At 45.9% G+C, this 18,042-nt stretch carries 11 protein-coding genes; 5 read left to right on the top strand and 6 right to left on the bottom strand.

The genetic code is table 11. The features are described from left to right. Window positions 1-132 precede the first annotated feature (132 nt). The 3 genes from I3255_RS02320 to I3255_RS02310 all read left to right on the top strand — a co-directional run bounded on the left by I3255_RS02320 (window position 133) and on the right by I3255_RS02310 (window position 4,113). Window positions 133-2,607, top strand: a complete 2,475-nt coding sequence (locus tag I3255_RS02320; RefSeq protein ID WP_238036404.1) for a YgiQ family radical SAM protein — start codon at window positions 133-135, stop codon at window positions 2,605-2,607. A gap of 349 nt (window positions 2,608-2,956) precedes the next feature. Then, window positions 2,957-3,367, top strand: a complete 411-nt coding sequence (locus I3255_RS02315; RefSeq protein WP_238036402.1) for a hypothetical protein — start codon at window positions 2,957-2,959, stop codon at window positions 3,365-3,367. A gap of 179 nt (window positions 3,368-3,546) precedes the next feature. Further along, complete coding sequence (locus I3255_RS02310) at window positions 3,547-4,113, top strand: hypothetical protein (RefSeq protein ID WP_238036400.1); 567 nt, start codon at window positions 3,547-3,549, stop codon at window positions 4,111-4,113. Window positions 4,114-4,222: 109 nt separating this feature from the next. Here the strand turns inward: I3255_RS02310 and I3255_RS02305 are convergent, their stop codons facing one another. The 6 genes from I3255_RS02305 to I3255_RS02280 all read right to left on the bottom strand — a co-directional run bounded on the left by I3255_RS02305 (window position 4,223) and on the right by I3255_RS02280 (window position 16,137). Further along, the gene (locus tag I3255_RS02305; protein ID WP_238036398.1) at window positions 4,223-6,700 is read right to left on the bottom strand and encodes a tetratricopeptide repeat protein; all 2,478 of its coding nucleotides are present in this window, start codon (window positions 6,698-6,700) and stop codon (window positions 4,223-4,225) included. A gap of 3 nt (window positions 6,701-6,703) precedes the next feature. Beyond that, entirely contained in the window at window positions 6,704-8,818 is a 2,115-nt protein-coding gene (ligA, locus tag I3255_RS02300; protein WP_238036396.1) for an NAD-dependent DNA ligase LigA, read from the bottom strand. Between the two features lie 289 nt (window positions 8,819-9,107). Then, entirely contained in the window at window positions 9,108-10,124 is a 1,017-nt protein-coding gene (locus I3255_RS02295; RefSeq protein ID WP_238036394.1) for a cell division protein ZipA C-terminal FtsZ-binding domain-containing protein, read from the bottom strand. A 215-nt stretch (window positions 10,125-10,339) separates the two neighbouring features. Then, on the bottom strand, window positions 10,340-14,275 hold the full coding sequence (locus I3255_RS02290; protein WP_238036392.1) for an AAA family ATPase: 3,936 nt from the start codon (window positions 14,273-14,275) through the stop codon (window positions 10,340-10,342). 66 nt (window positions 14,276-14,341) lie between these two features. Continuing rightward, window positions 14,342-15,283 carry a hypothetical protein gene (locus I3255_RS02285; protein WP_238036390.1) on the bottom strand — a complete coding sequence of 314 codons (942 nt, stop codon included), beginning with the start codon at window positions 15,281-15,283 and terminating at the stop codon, window positions 14,342-14,344. Window positions 15,284-15,333: 50 nt separating this feature from the next. Continuing rightward, a complete protein-coding gene (locus tag I3255_RS02280; RefSeq protein WP_238036535.1) occupies window positions 15,334-16,137 on the bottom strand; it encodes a sulfite exporter TauE/SafE family protein in 804 nt (267 codons plus the stop codon). Between the two features lie 166 nt (window positions 16,138-16,303). On the opposite strand from I3255_RS02280, the gene I3255_RS02275 reads away from it, so the two are divergent. Together I3255_RS02275 and I3255_RS02270 are read left to right on the top strand one after the other, a co-directional pair. After that, a complete protein-coding gene (locus I3255_RS02275) occupies window positions 16,304-17,248 on the top strand; it encodes a biotin--[acetyl-CoA-carboxylase] ligase (protein ID WP_238036388.1) in 945 nt (314 codons plus the stop codon). A gap of 58 nt (window positions 17,249-17,306) precedes the next feature. Next, entirely contained in the window at window positions 17,307-18,035 is a 729-nt protein-coding gene (locus I3255_RS02270; protein WP_238036386.1) for a pantothenate kinase, read from the top strand. The last annotated feature ends 7 nt before the right edge of the window (window positions 18,036-18,042 follow it).

The following is an 18,042-nucleotide window of genomic DNA, read 5'->3' as shown; positions in this document are numbered from 1 at the left end:
CACCACTCATATAATAGGTCGCATAGTGAAGGTGATTCATGTTAAAATGAGCGCTTTTAAATCAGCCTTTATCATCAGTGATGTATAAGGGTTGTATTTTTAGTGCCATTTTTCTAATTAACAGGTCCGCCCATGTCTGCCGATACCATCGCCCGCACTGCCTTTAAACAAGGCACCAAGCCACTTTATGATTATGACAAACACTGGGCGAGCTGCTACGAGCCTGCGCCTTACCTGCCAATGAGCCGTAAGGAAATGGACGATCTGGGCTGGGATGCGTGTGACGTCATCATCATCTCAGGTGATGCTTATGTCGATCACCCAAGCTTTGGTATGGCGATTATCGGTCGACTGCTTGAGTCACAGGGTTTTCGCGTCGGTATCATCGCGCAGCCAGATTGGAAGAGCAAAGACGCCTTTATGGAGCTTGGTAAGCCTGTCTATGCGTACGGCGTGACCGCTGGCAACATGGACAGCATGATCAACCGCTATACAGCCGATCGTAAAATCCGTAGTGATGATGCCTACTCTCCTGGCAACGTGGCCAACAAACGCCCTGACCGCGCGGCTATCGTCTATAGCCAGCGCTGCCGTGAAGCCTATCCTGATGTGCCGATTATCTTGGGCGGTATCGAGGGTAGCTTACGCCGTATCGCCCATTATGATTATTGGTCAGACAAAGTGCGCCGTAGTATCCTGCTGGATGCGCGTGCGGATGTCTTACTCTATGGTAATGCTGAGCGTGCCATCGTCGATGTGGTACATGGTCTGTCAAAAGGCTATAGCTTTGAGCAAATGAGTAAATTGCGTGGTACGGCTTACTTATTGACTCCGACTCGCCGTCATTGGCAAGCGGATATGACTGAAGTCGCGAGTAACGATGTCGATACCGTTGGCCGTGTCGATCCGATCATCAACCCTTATGTCATGACTGAAGACGTTGATAGCTGCTCAATTGAGCAGAACAAACCATCGGACTCGCCTGTCGGGCAAGCAATGCCGTCATCCATGTCATCACAGTATCAGGGTTTTGTCGCTGAGCCAGTCACTGACAAAGTCATTAATGCCGACCAAGTAGACACTGATACCCAAGTGGTACAGATGCGCGGCTTTGATAATGCGTTTAATAAGCCAAAAACTGCCCGTAAGCATAAAATCAAGATGCCGCCACGTGAGCAAACGGTGATTCGTCTGCCTGATTATGAGCATGTCAAATCTGACCCTGTACTCTATGCCCACGCCAACCGTATCTTGCATTTAGAGACCAATCCAGGTAACGCTCGCGCGCTCGTGCAGCGTCATAGCAGCGGTGCAGGTAACTCGCATACCTCAATCGACGTCTGGCTCAATCCGCCACCGATTCCACTCTCAACCGAAGAGATGGACTATGTGTTTGACTTGCCGTATGCGCGCCTGCCGCACCCAAGCTATGGCGATGCGCGTATCCCTGCTTATGACATGATTAAGTTTTCGGTCAATATCATGCGTGGCTGTTTTGGTGGTTGTACGTTCTGCTCGATCACTGAGCACGAAGGCCGTATTATCCAAAACCGCTCAGAAGAATCAATCTTGCGCGAAGTAGAAGCGATTCGCGATACCGCACCTAACTACACTGGCGTGATCTCTGACCTTGGTGGACCAACGGCCAATATGTATCGTCTGAGCTGTAAAGACGAGACCATTGAAAAGAACTGCCGTAAGCCCTCTTGTGTCTATCCTGATGTCTGCGAAAACTTGCTGACTGATCACAGCAACTTAACTAAGTTATATCGTAAAGCTCGTGATATTAAAGGCGTGAAAAAAATCCTTATCGCGTCTGGTCTGCGTTATGACTTGGCGGTAAAAGATCCTGAATACGTCAAAGAACTGGTCAGCCATCATGTCGGCGGTTACCTCAAGATTGCCCCTGAGCACTCTGAAGAAGGCGTGCTGTCAAAAATGATGAAGCCGGGCATGGGCAGCTACGATCAATTCAAAGCGATGTTTGAACAGTACAGTCAAGAAGCGGGCAAAGAGCAATATCTGATTCCTTACTTCATCGCCGCCCATCCGGGTACGAAAGATGAAGATATGATGAACCTTGCGCTGTGGCTAAAAAGTCATGGCTATCGCGCTGATCAAGTACAGGCATTCTATCCAAGCCCGATGGCGACTGCGACCACCATGTATCACACGCACAAAGACCCACTACATAAGATCAGCCGTAGTGAAGGTGACATGGATATTGTCAAATCTGGCAAGCAGCGCAAACTACATAAAGCATTCCTGCGCTATCATGATCCAAAAAACTGGGTACTATTGCGTAAAGCGTTACAAGACATGGGCCGTAGTGACTTGATCGGTAAAAACCGCGGTTGTTTGATTCCACCTTTCAATGCTAGTTTGGAAGGGCGTGACGCGGCGCAAGACAGCTACCAGTCAGCACGCAAAAAGAACAGCCGCCTTGGCAATGATTCAGTGAAACGTAGCAACAACTCGTCAAACCCTAATGCAACAGCTAAAGGCGCAGCGGGTAAAAATACTGGCAGCAAAAATACCAAGAAAAGAGTCAGCAAAGGCAACTTCCAGACTCAGCATACAGGTCTGCCACCGCGTAAAACCAAATAGCGTGTTGAGAAGCTACTGTGTAAAGCATCGCTTTGACGATATAAAATAGTATAAAAATACGGTCTAAACGTAGGCCGTATTAAACCCATAAAAAAAAGCACCTATCAGCGCTCAGTTGATAGGTGCTTTTTTATCTGACTTATTGATGTATAAAATTCAAATGATTATCGTTTATCTTTCAATGTGTTGGCGATGGTAAGTTACATTAGTCAGCGATTGGGTAACGAAGCTAATAGGTAATGAACAATTTCTAACACGGCAATACTTCGTTTTCGCTACTATAAGCCTCATATGCTAAACGCATTACTAAGAACAAGTAAATGACACCAGTAATACTTTGGAGAGAACGATGAATACCATCACTAAAATTGCAACTGCCTTACCTGCGCTTGCCTTACTGAGCGCTTGTGCGACTACTGCCCCTACCACGCCAGAGACGACTGATACCCCTGCACCAGAAAAAGTCACTGCCGCTTATGATCGCATGGCAGCCGCCCCGTATACCTGTACCGATGGCAGCACCATCATGGCAAAGCAGTCTATTAACAAAAAACAAGTCATGCTCAATGCCACCTTACCTAAAGTAAAATGGACAGAGCAAAAGCTCGTCTTAAACGGTGATGTAAAAGGTGACGTCGCAAGCTATGTCAACGACTCAAATCCAAAAGCAGTCTATGCATGGCATATGAAAGGAGACAAAGGTATTTTTGCGATGAAATGGGCGAGCGGTCAGGAATATAAAGTAAACTGCCAACTCTAATCAATCAAAGATAAGCAGAAATCTATAAAAAATAAAACAGTCACCCTAGAGTGGCTGTTTTTTTATGCGTGCTTTTTATAAATCCTGTCTATCTGATATTTTTATAACCATGACTTGTTTATCTCATTTCGCTAGAGAACCATCAAGAAAGCTGTCAAAATAGCCGTTAGCACATATTAATGATGATCAATAATAAAAAGGATAACCCGATGGCGACGCGTCTGATAACGATGATAGTAATCGCAACTGCTAGCATGTGGACGCTAACAGGCTGTGATAATAGCACCGAAACCCCCAACCAAGCCTCCGAAACAGCGGCGACCGCATCAGACTCGTCAACACCCGCAGCCGATCAGATAGACTGGTCGTTAGTCGATAGCGGGACAAAGCCTGCCGATCCCACCAATTATAAGTATCCGTTTGCGATTGATAGTCAAAACGTCCGTGATTATGCAGAGTACTTCGATGTCGATCTTGCCACGGCGCAGCACAATCTCACTATCAGTATGGCAAGTAACGAAGCGCTATCCAAAGCCTTGGATCAGCTGAGCGAAACCTATGTCTCACATGAGCTGACCGATGGCAACGAGATGACACTGGTCATTCACACCACGCCCGATGTCGCTGCCAGTCGCTATGATTATGTGCTGTCTGATGACTTTGCCAAAGGGTTGGTATTACCTATTGTGATTAAACCTGATGGTAAGAAAGGTGATGCAAAAGCGCATAGTGAGATAGTGGAGTAGAAAGTTGACATATATATGGATGATGACCTATAGAAGAATAAACAGCCATAGACAATGAGTCAGCATCCATATTATTTATGATTTTTAATAAGAAAGTAACTGGCAACAACTATCGAAATACATTACCTGATACCTCAACTGGTACATCAACATCTTTTAGAATGTGGTCGAAGTAACGTTTATGATGAAGCGCAGCAGGAGCTATATAAATTTTATCGAGATGATCTTTAACGCTAGGTTCATACTCGACATATAGAAAACTACCATACTCCATTGTCACTTCAGGCCTATCAACTGAAGTGATATAAATCATCCTACATTCTTGCTCCTCACGAAATGCTGAATGTTTGATGAGATATTTTAAAGGCAAAAGTATCTCGTCTAGTAATATGATTAACTCTTTATATATTGAGCTAGTAAGTGTAAGCTTTAGATTTCTAATTTCTGTTTCTACTTCTGTATAGATAGTCTTTAGGCTGTTATAAGCAGTTTCAAATTTGCTAGTTATTATTGCCATATAGTCTCTATAAAGACCCCACTCATATTCAGCTTGAGACTGCTCTGTACCGTTTTTTATTATTCTTTTCTCACCAAATTCACGAAAAAACGTTAAACGATTTCGTTGTGCTAAATGAAAATACTCTGATGCTGGGTCTAAATAAACGCACCTCATCACTGAGTATTTAACTATCTTATTATCTTCAGATGCTTGCACCTTTGTGTTATCTAGTTTCGTATCATTTATAATTGAAATATTTTTAATAATTTTTGAAGTGTTCTCAACTGATAAATGAGATAGTCCTCCTACGAAGTTCTGAGACTGGAAAAATTCTTTTTTAAACACCAAGCTCATTCCAGAAGCTTCTTTGTTATCTTGCTTACCATAAAGTCTAAACTGATTAAGACTGTCATGGTTGAAAGTGAAACAGCTTATAAAAGCGTGGAATTCTTCATTGAAATCTAATGCAGTAAAATTATTATCTTTTATACCTTTCAGCTTTCTAATAAGTAATTGACCTTCACTAGGATCATTAACATTATTAATTGTATTCAGTCTGAACAAGCTCGGAGCTATCTCCTTCTGCTCATTACCCAATAGCAAGTTGCAAGTATATGTCGAAGTATAATGAGCAAGCTTTCTTTCAAAAGGCTTTTCTTCATCAGCGTGACTATCAAAGTCTAAAGTTAAAATATTAACTATGTTTAATACTGTGTCTAATAAATTTAATGAAATTAGACCAAAATTATTCGTCTCTGGAGTTGTTAATAACTCACATATTTTTCTGTAGCAATATGACTCATAAGGATAGGTTGATTCAGAATTAGTAAAAGCTTGTTCAGCATCTTTGTATTTTTTTGATATATGATCACGAATTAATAATAGTCCAGTCTGGTATTGAGAAAATGCATATACTTGTGGATTATCTAAATAATTTATAATACTCCACCTCTTGATAGCTTCTTCTATATTCCCATTTCTCTCAAAATCAGATCCAATCAACCATTGTGCTAAGGAATAAGCTGCAGAACTATCTTGATGTTTAATTCTACGCAATGCTTCTAGTGAACTTGTGTGATTTCCTACTTCATCTAATAAAGAATTAATAACGAGTTCTGCATGAGCATAGGTTTCTGGATCATCAGATTGCTCTATACTACATAGGGCTTTAAGCGCATCTCCATAATTATTTCTCTCTTTTAGTATTTTAGCAATTACATATTGAGCTTTTGCATATGCATTAGAATTATCTTCACGATTGATACTTTCCAATATTGCTAAGGCAAATTCTTTGTCACCATTATTGTATGAAGTAATGCCTATGTTAAATTGCGCTTTGGCATGCACTTCTGGATCATCTAAAGGTATAATTTTTTCCCATATTTCTATTGCTTTATTATTGTCTCCCAATTCTTGTAATATAGCACCTATATTAAATTGTGCGTGAGCAAATGCTATTGGATCACTTTCTCGTTTGACATTGTAGAATGCCTGCAAGGCACCTTGATTATCTTGATTTCTCTTTAAGACGTTACCAATATTAATTTGTGCACTAGCATATAATGCTGGGTTATCAGAATGCTTTATTTTTTCCCAAGCTATTACAGCATTTTCATTATCTTGTTGCTCAATTAATGCAAGTCCAATATTAAGCTTTGCTTTAGCATACAGCTCCAGATGATCCGTATGTTTTATATTATTCCAAGCTTGTATAGCTTCTCTATCATCACCATTTTCTTTTAATGCAAGTCCAATGTAAAACTGCGCGTGTGCATAAACTTCCTGATCATCTAAGCGAGTTACATTACGCCATGACTTTAAAGCATTTTCAATATTTCCACATTCTCTAAAAGCTATTCCAATATTAATTTGTAACTTAGCATACAAGTTTGAGTTATCTGAACGCTCAACCTTAGACCAAGCTTCTATAGCTTTTTCAGGTTTCTTCTTTTTTATCAAGAATCCTCCAATAGTAGCTTGAGCCTCTGCAAAAGCTTCATCCCCATCTTTCTCTCGCGTCACTTTCTGCAACTCTTCAATCTCTTTGCGAGTCGCTTCGTCCAGACCTTCCATGTCATCAATACTCATACCCTACTCCTTAACCAACGCCAAAAACTCATCTTCACCCACCACTTTAACACCCAGTTTTTCCGCTTTGGTCAGTTTAGAGCCAGCCTTTTCGCCTGCCAGTAGCGCCGTAGTTTTTGCCGAGATGCTGCCTGAGACTTTTGCACCGAGTGCTTGTAGTTTGGCTTTTGCTTCATCGCGCGCCATGCTATCGAGCGCGCCCGTGATGACCCACGTTTGCCCATCGAGCGGCAGCCCTTCGGATGCGACTTGCTCGACTTTATCCCAATGCACGCCTGCTTCAAGCAACGAATTAATCACTTCGATATTGTGCGGCGCGCGGAAGAACTTATGGGTCAGCTCGGCAGTGATTTCGCCGACATCTGGCGTTTTTATCAAGGTCTCAATATCGGCAGCCATTAATGCGTCAAGATCACCAAATTGCTGCGCAAAGTTCTGTGCTGTGCCTTCACCCACACCGCGAATACCTAGTGCATAGATAAAGCGAGCCAATGTCGTATGCTTGCTGGCTTCAATAGCATTAATGATATTCTGGACCGATTTTTCACCCAGTTTTTCAAAGGTGACCATCTCATCCGCATGGTTGTGCAACTGATAGATATCAGCAACCGTTTTGACCAAACCATGTTCAAAGAAGCTAATGAGCCAACTCGCGCCAAGCCCATCGATATCCATCGCACGACGCGAGACAAAATGAATGAGCGCCTCAGTCTGCTGCGCTGGGCAAAATAGCCCACCCGTACAGCGTGCCAACGCTTCATCTTCTGGCAAGACAACAGGCGAGTCACAGACAGGACAAGCTGAAGGTAAGGTTACTGGCGTGCTATCGGCTGAGCGCTGATCGTGCCAGACACGAGTGACTTTGGGGATGACATCACCTGCACGGTGTACGCTGACCATATCGCCTGCGCGCACATCCAAGCGTTGAATCTCACCAAAGTTATGCAAGGTGACATTGCTGACGGTGACGCCGCCGACTTTGACGGGTTCGAGCTTGCCAACTGGCGTGATTTGCCCTGTCCGTCCAACTTGCCATTCGATATCGTTTAGACGCGTCATGACGGTTTCGGCAGGGAATTTATAGGCGGTCGCCCAGCGCGGCTCACGCGATAAAAAGCCTAACTGCTGCTGTAGAGCGAGGCTGTTGACCTTAATCACCATACCGTCAATCTCAAACGGTAGATCGCCACGACCCTCTATCACGGATTCATAATACGTCTGGGCGGCGCGTGGATTGGCGACCACTTCTACAGCGCTGACCGTGAAGCCAAGCTCGGTGAGCCACGCCAGCGCCCCTGATTGGGTATTGATATTTTCAGGCAAACCCTGATTGACCGAATAGCCATAGAATGCCAGTGGACGACTGGCTGCTATGGCGGGATCCAGCTGACGCAAACTACCAGCAGCGGCATTGCGTGGATTGGCAAAGGTTTTACCTTCGCTTTCTTCCGCCAATCGATTGAGACGTTCAAACCCTGCTTTTGGCATCAGTACTTCGCCGCGTACTTCTAACAGCTCGATATCAGCGGCATCGGCGATCCATAGTGGTAGATTACGAATGGTTTTGGCATTTTGGGTAATGTCCTCACCCGTCTGCCCATCACCGCGCGTGACCGCTTGGACAAATTTGCCGTGTTCATATTTTAATGAAACGGCTAATCCATCCAGCTTTAGCTCCATCTCATACTCAGGGTTTTGCTGTGAGACGCTAAGGCGGTCGTTAACACGGCGCATAAAGTCACGCAAATCATCGTATTCAAAGACATTGCCGAGCGATAGCATCGGAATATCATGCGTAACTTGGGTAAAGGCAGAGAGCGGCATATCGCCGACTTGATTGATCGGACTGTCAGGTTGTATCAGGTCTGGATACGCTTCTTCGAGTTCAAGCAACGAGCGGCGCAGTTGATCGTACTCACTGTCTTCTAAGATCGGATTATCCAGCACATAGTAAGCATAATTGTGCGTTTTTATCGACTCGATAAGCGTGCGCATTTGCGAGATGATCTCTGTGCTGTTTTTGGTACTATCATCGGTCGAACTGGCCATGTTAGATGTTGCACTTTGTACTTGAGCAGATAGGTTTTTAGAATTATTTGGTGAGGTAGCGTCAGTCATAGTCGGTGTCTTTTTTGTCATTCAAGATGCCGATATGATAACAAGTTTGTAGGAGGCTCGGATATAGTCAATCCTATATAAATCAGCTACTGTGTTAGGCTCGCTCCGTCTACTATGTGTAGTACTTTCACTCACCTTCCTCGTATCTAAATTATCTTGAACCGACTCTAGATTTTTGCAGAAACTATAGCCCATTAAAAAAGGCAAATAACGTGAGTCGCTATTTGCCCTTTACATGATTTCTGATACTCATTAGCTGTTAGCTGTTAGCTTTTAAGTCTTTGAGCTTTTAGCCTTCATAGTCACGGACTTGATTGCGTAGCTGCTGCTTGTATTCAGGCGTGATTGGTTGGTTCTCTTCATCGAGCATAATCGCATCAAGATCGCTTGCCATCATATAAGCAATGCTCATCATGCTATCGAAGCTGCGCACGGCTTGTGGATGTGGCAATGACAAAAACATGACCACACCATTGTAAGTGTTGGTCGCGACACTATGCGGATCAAATGGCGCGATACCACTGTCGGTGATACCCATCATGCTAAACCACAGCATACCCGTGCCGTCTTTTTGCTCATAACGATGGAACATATTCATCGCGCCATAGCGTAGACCATATTTATCAATCAATGCTAGCAAGTCACGACCACGGATAATCGCGGTTGGACGATCGCGATATTGGTGCGGCAAGATAGTGATGTTGATGTTGTCTTTGGCATTGATCAAGGGGCCGTTTTGCGCGTCATCGCCTGACTCTGATAAATGCTGATCCAGTATCGGGCTGTTGTTGTCGAAGCTTGGCTCTTCTGCCGTATCAATCGATGGCATCAAGCTATCTGTTGCCGACATGAGGCTAGAGAACGCATCAGGCTCTTGCTCGATATGCATCTGATCAGCCGCTTCTACAAACTCAGCGTTATCAGCGCGACGTTGCTCTTCTTGCCAGCGCGCATAGTCCTCATTGTCGATGACGTCATGATCTTCATCTGCCATAGTGTCGCGCTCAGCAGTCAGCTGGGCATCGACATTGGTATGAGTCTGCGTCAATGGCTCTTCTTCAACGACAGCATTCAGATAAGTGCGGTCAGGGCCAATGCTCGTCTCGCCAGCAACGGTATCATCAAAGTCTGGCTGATCAACGATATTGCGCTCATGACGCGGTATGATGGGAATACCGTTTTTATCATAATTGACCGCAGCAGCTTCGGCACCATTACGGCGCTTAAAACTGCGAATGACCATAAACAGCCCTGCGAGCACGATAAACGCGGCAATGGCAATCAATATAAACTGAATAGCGGTCATGATAAATACATCCTAGTATATATAACAAAAGGGAATACACAAACGAGCATAAATGGCAATATTCTAGCATGGCTGACCCATGTCGTCACCACATTGTGTACTTTATAACCAGTATGCTGGACTGAGGTCAAGCATATTTGTATTTATGCCAATGGATTGATTATATTTGCATCGCTTTGATTCTCATAGCGCTTTTAGTTTTGGCTTTTTTAGTCTTAGCTCTCTACATAACGCGCGGCTTCATCGAGCGACACACTGACTAGGGTAGAAATACCGGCGCTTGGCATGGTGATACCTTTTAGCTCATCAGCGATCTGCATCGTCAGTTTGTTATGACTGATAAAGATAAACTGCAAATCATCTGCCAGCTCATGAATCAGGCTAGTAAAGCGCGCGACATTGGCATCATCAAGCGGCGCATCGACCTCATCAAGTACACAAAACGGCGCAGGATGCTGCTTAAATATCGCAAAAATCAGGCTAAGCGCGGTCAGCGTTTTTTCACCGCCAGAGAGTACGGCTAAGCGACTATTGCGCTTGCCCTTTGGCTGCGCCATCAAAGTAAGCCCTGCCCGCCATTGCTCTGACTTTGGCGTGTTGGCTGGCATCTCATCTGTGTTCAACGTCAGACTGGCTTGTCCGCCACCAAACACTTTAGCAAACAAATTGGCCAGCTCATTGTTGACTGCATCGAGCGTCTGCATAAATAGCGTCTTGGTTGTCTCATCGATCGAAGCAATCGCTTCAGTCAACGTCTGCATACTGGCGGCAATATCGGTAGTCTGCTGCGCGAGTGGCTCCAAGCGCTCATTGACCTCGGCCAACTCTGCGACGGCAGCCAGATTGACAGCACCAATCTTACTTAATTGCTGCGCAAGCTTGGCGCGCTCGGACTCCAGCTCAGCAATTTTGTCTGGGCGCACACGGCGATCATGAGCGATAAAATCTGCCAGCAAGTTTGAGACACTTATGGTTTGTTGAGGCTGTTCTGCTTGCGCTTTGTATTTCTCACTCACTCGAATATAAGCATCTAGAGCGCTTTGTGTATGTGAACTGGCATCCTCCAAACGCGCGGCACTCAGTGCCAACTCAGTTGCGTGCTGTGCAAGCTCGCTTTGCTGCGTTTGCAAGGTATTTTGCAATGTATCAAATGCCGTCTGCTGCTCAGCATACGCTTGCTTTAGTGCCGTGAGCGCAGTATCACGCTCACTCAATAACGCTTGCTGCTCATCACGCGTTGTCTGTGCGCTATGCAGTGCGGCTTGCAGATCGGGCAGTTTAGCTTGCTGCTGCTTATGACGCGTCTGTAGACTCTGCTCATTCTCTAATGACTTATCATATTGCTCGGTTGCACGAGCCATACTGCTAACACTATGCTCTAGGCGCATCTCGTACTGCTGAATACGTAGCTGCAGTGCCTGCCAAGCCTCATCATCGGCTTGACGTGTGCGGTTTAGCTCGCTGCGCTCAGATTGTAATTGCTGATTGGTCGCTCGTGCCTCTGCTATTTGCGGCGTGAACGTGGCAATCTCGCGTTCGATATTCTGCTGCTCATGAATAAGTGTCTGCGCCTCATGCGCAAGTTCTTGTTTTTCCTGCTCAAGCGTCACTTTGTCAGCATTTAGGCGTTGGCTATCTGCTTGCAAGCGCTCCGCATTAGCGCGCTGTGTGGTCAGTTGTTGCTGGTATTGATGCTTATCACGGGTTAATTGCTCAGCTTGTGCGCGTGTTTCTTCTAGACTAATCATCAGTGCATCATAATCGCGCTGGTCTTTTGCAATGGATTTTTGCCGATCGTGGATTTTGCTCTCAAACTCATCGAGCAAGTCTTCTAGCGTTTGCAAACGTGTGCGCTGCGCCAAACGCTGGGTGAGAAACTGACTGCTACCCTCGCTTTGATCGTCTTGCGCGCCAGCGAGCTTACTCAAATTAAGCGTGCCTTGACGACTGATGACCCAGCCATCGGCAGTCAGCAGAAGCGCGGATGGCGGTAATGATTTTAAGACATCGGCAAACACGTTAATATCATGTTCGCTATCAGATTCAAACTGCGCTGTGTATAGATAACACTGCTGCCAAAGCGTAAGCGCAGGCTGAGCAATCAGATGTGATAATGGCCATACTTTGTCAGTTAAGCTATCTGGTAAGTCGCTAATAAAGGCATGATCACTGCTATCGTTTTGTTTCGCAGGCAACCATAGGCTATGACCCGTTGTTAGTGTTTTTTCCTTTGTACTGGCTGGCGTGTTTTGTGCGGTTTGATAAGTCAGTAAATCAGTAATGTCATGTTCAATTACTTGCCATAAGCTATCGGCTTTTTGAGAAACGCCATTAGCGTTATTAACGCCTGATTGCTTGATTTGATTAGCTTGTTGGTTAGCTCGTTGGTTAGCAACCAGCACATGGCTATCTAGCCATAACGCCAAGACACTATCGAGCAGCTGTGCGTGCGCTTGACCCTTCGCGCTCAGCTCAATCTGCTCACGCAGCGTCGTAATAGCCAATTGCTGTGTATTTACAACGCCGCTATCGGTATTATTTGTTACAGCTGCTTTGTCTTGAGAGTTCGTTATAGGTTTCGGATGCAATATCTGATGCAGCGTGTCGTATTCGCCTGCCAGTAGTGCATGACGCTTTTCATCATCGCTCAGCTCACGTTGCTGCGTGTTCAGTCGCTGCTGCAAATGATGCGCTTGCGGTTGTATATCAGACAGACGTTCGTCCACGCCCTCTCGTTGACGCTCAATCTGCTGTAGCGTTGTGCTCAGTTCAGTGACTTGCTGCGCTAGCGTTTGACTTGCATCAGCACTGGCACTAACAGCACTAGCACTGGTAGATGGCGCTATAGACTGCTGCAATTGCTGCCAGAGGTTTTGCCAATTTTGCTCGCGGCGTTGCCACTTATCATAGCTTTGCTGGTGTCGCTTTTGTGCTTGGATATTAATCGCTTGCTGCTGCTCAAGCGTTCGAGCCTTGTCTTGCAAGCGTGATAGCTGGTTTTGTGCGTCGTGCCACGCGCGCTGCAATGGTTGCTCATTACGCTTGTAGTCATCGCGCTTGTGAGTCAGCTCAGCAAGCTGTGGGCGTAACGCTTCTAGCGCTTGCTGCTGCTCAGCTTGTTCAGCGTTAAGCCGCTCAATATCAGCGAGTGATTGCTCGCGCTGCTGCGCTAAGTGAGACAGTTGCTGCTCAATGGCTGCCAGCTGTGCAGTGGCATCGCTCAATTGATGCTCGGCAGTTTGGTAGCCCAGCTGCTGCTGATAGTGCGCGCTTTGGGCATCATCTTTGAGCCACTGCTCTTGGTTGATACGAGCGGTGAGCTTGTCTTGCTGAGCTTTTAACGTGTCATAGTCGGCTTGCAATGTTGACACTTCGGCAGCACTGCGCTCATGTATGATTTTTTGCTGCTGCTGATTATGCTTGGCTTGATACAGCTGCTGAATAGCGAGCTGCTGCTCGATATCAGCCAAGCTGAGAGAGATTTCCTCGTAACGCTGCGCGCTTGCTGCTTGTTTAGACAGTGTTTTTTGTTGCCGCAGTAGTTCGCCTTGCATGTCGTGCAGACGTGCTAGATTGTCTCTTGTTTTCTCAAGCTTCTTTTGCGTCTCTTCGCGGCGCGCCTGATAGCGCGAGACCCCAGCTGCCTCTTCAATAAACTCACGCAGCTGTACAGGGCTAGACTCAACAATCCGCCCAATCATGCCTTGCTCAATGACCGCATAACTGCGCGCACCCAGCCCTGTTCCCAAGAATACATCGACCACATCGCGGCGGCGACAGCGCGTACCATTGATAAAATAATCCGAGCGCCCTTCTTTATTTACCTGACGGCGAACGGACAGCTCTTGGTACAAGTTAAACTCGTGGCGAATGCCCGTCTGCTCATCTTGAGTGTGCTCAAAAGTCAGCTCAACGCTGGCAACACTCTTGGCCGTTTTATCTTGTGTACCGGCAAAGATGACATCACTCATCGCCCCGCCGCGTAACTGCTTGGCGGAGGTCTCACCCAGCACCCAGCGGATGGCATCAATCACATTGGATTTGCCGCAGCCGTTTGGCCCGACGATGGCAGTGATGCCATGACGAAAAGTAAAGGTCGTTGGGTTGGCAAAAGATTTGAAGCCTGCCAATTTTAGGGATTTTAAACGCATGAATAGTCAGTTGATATAGCGAAAACAGGCGGCTATTCTACCTGAAATTGTTGTGAGTTTTTAGGGTTAAACGTCTAAGTGCATAAACGATTTTGCCTTCAGGCTCTGGTGAAACCCTTGCAGCAGTTTTTGTTCGACTTGGCTGACCTCGTTTTCTGCTAAGTAGCGCTGATTGAACTCAATCAATGCTGACCATGTGATGCTGGCCACTTGTAGATGATCGACGATTTCTAACAGCTCTGGTCTTAAGAGATGCTGATATTTCTTGGGTCGTTTGTGACACAGTGCCAGCTCCCGATCTACGAGTGTTTGCTTGTTATGCTTTAGCGCATTACCACCGATGAATAACAACAAAAACTTAGCCCCTTTATCGATAAAGCCTTTTTCGAGCAAATGCTCATACATCACGCAGTACTTTAGGATTTGGTCTGGGTTTTTCCGGCCAGCGAGTTTTAACTCATTCGCTATCAACACGTTCGCCTGATGGTTGTAGGCCAAGTTGTCCATGTACATTGCTTTTAGCTCTGCACTGAATTCAAATATACCGCTATTACCATGTGTCGACCATAATCCACTTGGCTCAAAGGTGATGAATTGCTGATAAAATGAGTCTAAGTAGACATCACTACATAAACTCAAAAAAATATCGAACTCTTTATTTAGATAATCCTCAGAAAAGAATTTTACACGGCGCACAGCTTCTCTCGCATTACAGATGCCCGTCGTTTGCGTTGAATACGTCTCTAGCTGCTCAGACTCATGCATTTTTGTATTGAGCTTTTTGATGACTGACTGCTCAATCTCTTCTATATTTTTGTCCTTCATATCTGGGTGAGCGACCCATTCAATGATTTGGCGTACGTATTGCTTTTTAGTAATACCTAAAATACGTTGCGGCTCCCACGCCAAAAACTCTACCATATTCGTAAGACCAATCGTCCATGATAGCTGATCTTTTAAATGACTTATTGAGCCAAAAACACGGCGATATTTTTCTGCTGCTTTCATACTAAGAATGTCTCATGGTTTACATTTTTTACGACAAAGATTTGAGATTGCTACAACACACCCAGTCCACTTAATAACAACTGCCCTCCTGCAAATATCAGTAGCACGCCAAACGCGCGCTTGAGCATCAGAGCAGGCAATACATGGGCGAGCTTGGCACCGACTTTTGCCATCGCAAAGCTTGCCACCGAAATAAATAAGAATCCGGTGACGTGGACAAACCCGATGGTGCCCTCGGGCAGATTAACCACATCTTGACCAAACCAGGCAAACCCAGCCGCGCCAGCTAGAGCAATAGGAAGACCACACGCCGCTGACGTACCGACCGATTGTTTCATCGGCAATCCCGCCCAGTTCAAAAACGGTACGGTCAGACTACCACCGCCAATACCGAAGATAGACGACGCCATACCAATGCCCGTACCTGCGCCAAACTGCACCCCAGCAGGCGGCAACGGTTTACCTACTTTCTCTTTATTAGAAAAGAACAGCATTTTTAGCGCAACCAGTAGCGCGCCAACACCGATGATGGCTTGTAGCGCCTGACCATCAATCATATCTGCCACGCCTGCGCCCACAACGCTACCGATGACTAACCCAAGCGCCATCTTGCGCCATACTTCCCAGCGGACACCGCCGCGTTTATTATGAGCCGTCAGTGAGCTGATCGAAGTGATCACGATGGTCGCAAGAGACGTACCAATGGCTAAATGTGTCACTACTTCTGGCGAAAAGTCATAAGCGGTAAAAATCCACACCAGTGCGGGAACGATAATCATGCCGCCGCCCACGCCAAATAACCCTGCGCTAACACCTGCAAACGCCCCTGCAATCACAAACCACACATATAACATCATAGAACAAACCTTTTATAATACTGGTCTAGTATTAATTTTATTTCATACTTACTGGTTTCTTTGTGCACTCAACTGTATTTGCCAAATCTTAACGTGACCTTTATGCTGTCTTTGACAACCGCCTAGTATATCAAAGTTTCTCTTAACCACATCGACTAAACCTATGCCAACACTCACCAGTTTTTCCAGCTATTTATCCGATCTCAACCACCGTCACGTTGCCAGTAGCGCCTCAACCAATAGCGAGCTGATCGCAGCATTGCAAGATGGCACGCTAGATGCTGCTACCATACACGTCTTGACCGCAGAGACCCAAAGCGCGGGACGTGGACAACATGGGCGCTCGTGGCAGTCGCCGCGCGGCAATGTCTATCTGTCGCTATATCACCCCGTGCATATGCCAGTTAGTGGTTTATTGTCTTTAATTATTGGCCTTGAGCTGGCAAAAATGCCTGTCATCCAAACTTTAAATGAACATTTACTAGCGCAAGGATTGACACCAATTGGGGTGAAATGGGCCAATGACTTAGGGTTTTATCCATCTCAAGATGTTAAGCGTGCGTCATTGGATAGCGGTGAGGCACATCAGCAAACACTACCCTTTCAAAAACTCGCTGGTATCTTGATAGAACCCGTGACCAAATCTGGCAAGCTGGTTGGTGTAGTACTGGGTATTGGTTTAAATGTGCAAGCCGCACCAAAGCTCACCGCTCAAACGTCTGAGGGAATGAGTTATCAAGCGATCAGTTTACAAGACATCCATGGGTTGCTATATCCAGAAGTGGCAGCTGCCACGAGCCTGCCAGACTTACAAACGCTGTATCAGCAAATGACGACGGCACTCATGGCAGCGATGACACGCTTTGAGCATTTGGGTATAGAAAAACCAACAGGTCATACGTACTATTTAGATGGATTCTTACAGCAGTTTGCTGCGATGGACGCACTAGCGGGTCTGCGATTGCGCGTTACCCAAGACTACAATAATAAAAAGCAAGTGATGACAGGGTTAGCTTGCGGCGTGGATACTCATGGGTGTTTGCAATTGCAGCAAGATAACGGTAAGATTTCTACGCTTTTTACTGGACGCATTGACGTTATTTATTAGGCTTAACCACCAAACTGACGAGCACCATCATTAACGAGCGCTATATAAAGGGATTTTTATGCTCTGGCTTGATCTTGGCAATACCCGCCTAAAATACTGGCTGACCGACGATATCGGGCAGATAGTCTCACATGATGCCAAGCAGCATCTGCAAGCACCCGCTGAATTACTCATGGGTCTGACTGACCGCTTTGAGCGTTATGCGCCCGATTTTATTGGTATCTCATCCGTACTGGGCGATAAGCTGAATGCCCAAGTGTCAGAGACGCTCAGTCGTCTGAACATTCCATTTGAGTTTGTCCATGTTGATGCTGCGCATCCACTGATGAAAAGTGCTTACAATGACCAGCAGCTCGGCTGTGACCGCTGGCTACAAATGCTAGGAGCCGTCGATAAGAAAAAACGCCAATGCGTGATCGGCTGCGGTACGGCGGTGACGATTGATTTAATTGATCACGCTGAGCATTTGGGTGGTTATATCTTCCCCAGTATCTACTTGCAACGCGAGTCTCTGTTTTCTGGGACTAAACAAATCACAATCTCTAATGGCACGTTTGATAGCGTTGGCCAAGGCATGACCACCCAAGACGCCGTGCATCGTGGCATCTTGCTCTCTATCGTTGGTGCGGTCAATGAGATTAGCCGTCGCCACCCCAACTTTGAAGTGATCATGACGGGCGGCGATGCAGCCACTATCTCGCAGCATGTCAATCGCCCCGTACGCTTACGTGATGATTTATTATTAAACGGTCTGGCACGGTATTTTGATTATCGTAATAAGTCATAATCCGACA

It is taken from the genome of Psychrobacter sp. Ps6 (assembly GCF_022129235.1).
Classification (GTDB): domain Bacteria; phylum Pseudomonadota; class Gammaproteobacteria; order Pseudomonadales; family Moraxellaceae; genus Psychrobacter.
Note: the sequence above shows the minus strand (reverse complement) of the source record. Positions and strands in the feature narration are given on the sequence as shown.

What these genes read in the sequence shown, in the direction of transcription:
- I3255_RS02320 (WP_238036404.1), top strand. Translation starts at nt 133, where the DNA reads ATGTCTGCCGATACCATCGCCCGCACTGCCTTTAAACAAGGCACCAAG.
- I3255_RS02315 (WP_238036402.1), top strand. Translation starts at nt 2,957, where the DNA reads ATGAATACCATCACTAAAATTGCAACTGCCTTACCTGCGCTTGCCTTA.
- I3255_RS02310 (WP_238036400.1), top strand. Translation starts at nt 3,547, where the DNA reads ATGATGATCAATAATAAAAAGGATAACCCGATGGCGACGCGTCTGATA.
- I3255_RS02305 (WP_238036398.1), bottom strand. Translation starts at nt 6,700, where the DNA reads ATGAGTATTGATGACATGGAAGGTCTGGACGAAGCGACTCGCAAAGAG.
- ligA (WP_238036396.1), bottom strand. Translation starts at nt 8,818, where the DNA reads ATGACTGACGCTACCTCACCAAATAATTCTAAAAACCTATCTGCTCAA.
- I3255_RS02295 (WP_238036394.1), bottom strand. Translation starts at nt 10,124, where the DNA reads ATGACCGCTATTCAGTTTATATTGATTGCCATTGCCGCGTTTATCGTG.
- I3255_RS02290 (WP_238036392.1), bottom strand. Translation starts at nt 14,275, where the DNA reads ATGCGTTTAAAATCCCTAAAATTGGCAGGCTTCAAATCTTTTGCCAAC.
- I3255_RS02285 (WP_238036390.1), bottom strand. Translation starts at nt 15,283, where the DNA reads ATGAAAGCAGCAGAAAAATATCGCCGTGTTTTTGGCTCAATAAGTCAT.
- I3255_RS02280 (WP_238036535.1), bottom strand. Translation starts at nt 16,137, where the DNA reads ATGTTATATGTGTGGTTTGTGATTGCAGGGGCGTTTGCAGGTGTTAGC.
- I3255_RS02275 (WP_238036388.1), top strand. Translation starts at nt 16,304, where the DNA reads ATGCCAACACTCACCAGTTTTTCCAGCTATTTATCCGATCTCAACCAC.
- I3255_RS02270 (WP_238036386.1), top strand. Translation starts at nt 17,307, where the DNA reads ATGCTCTGGCTTGATCTTGGCAATACCCGCCTAAAATACTGGCTGACC.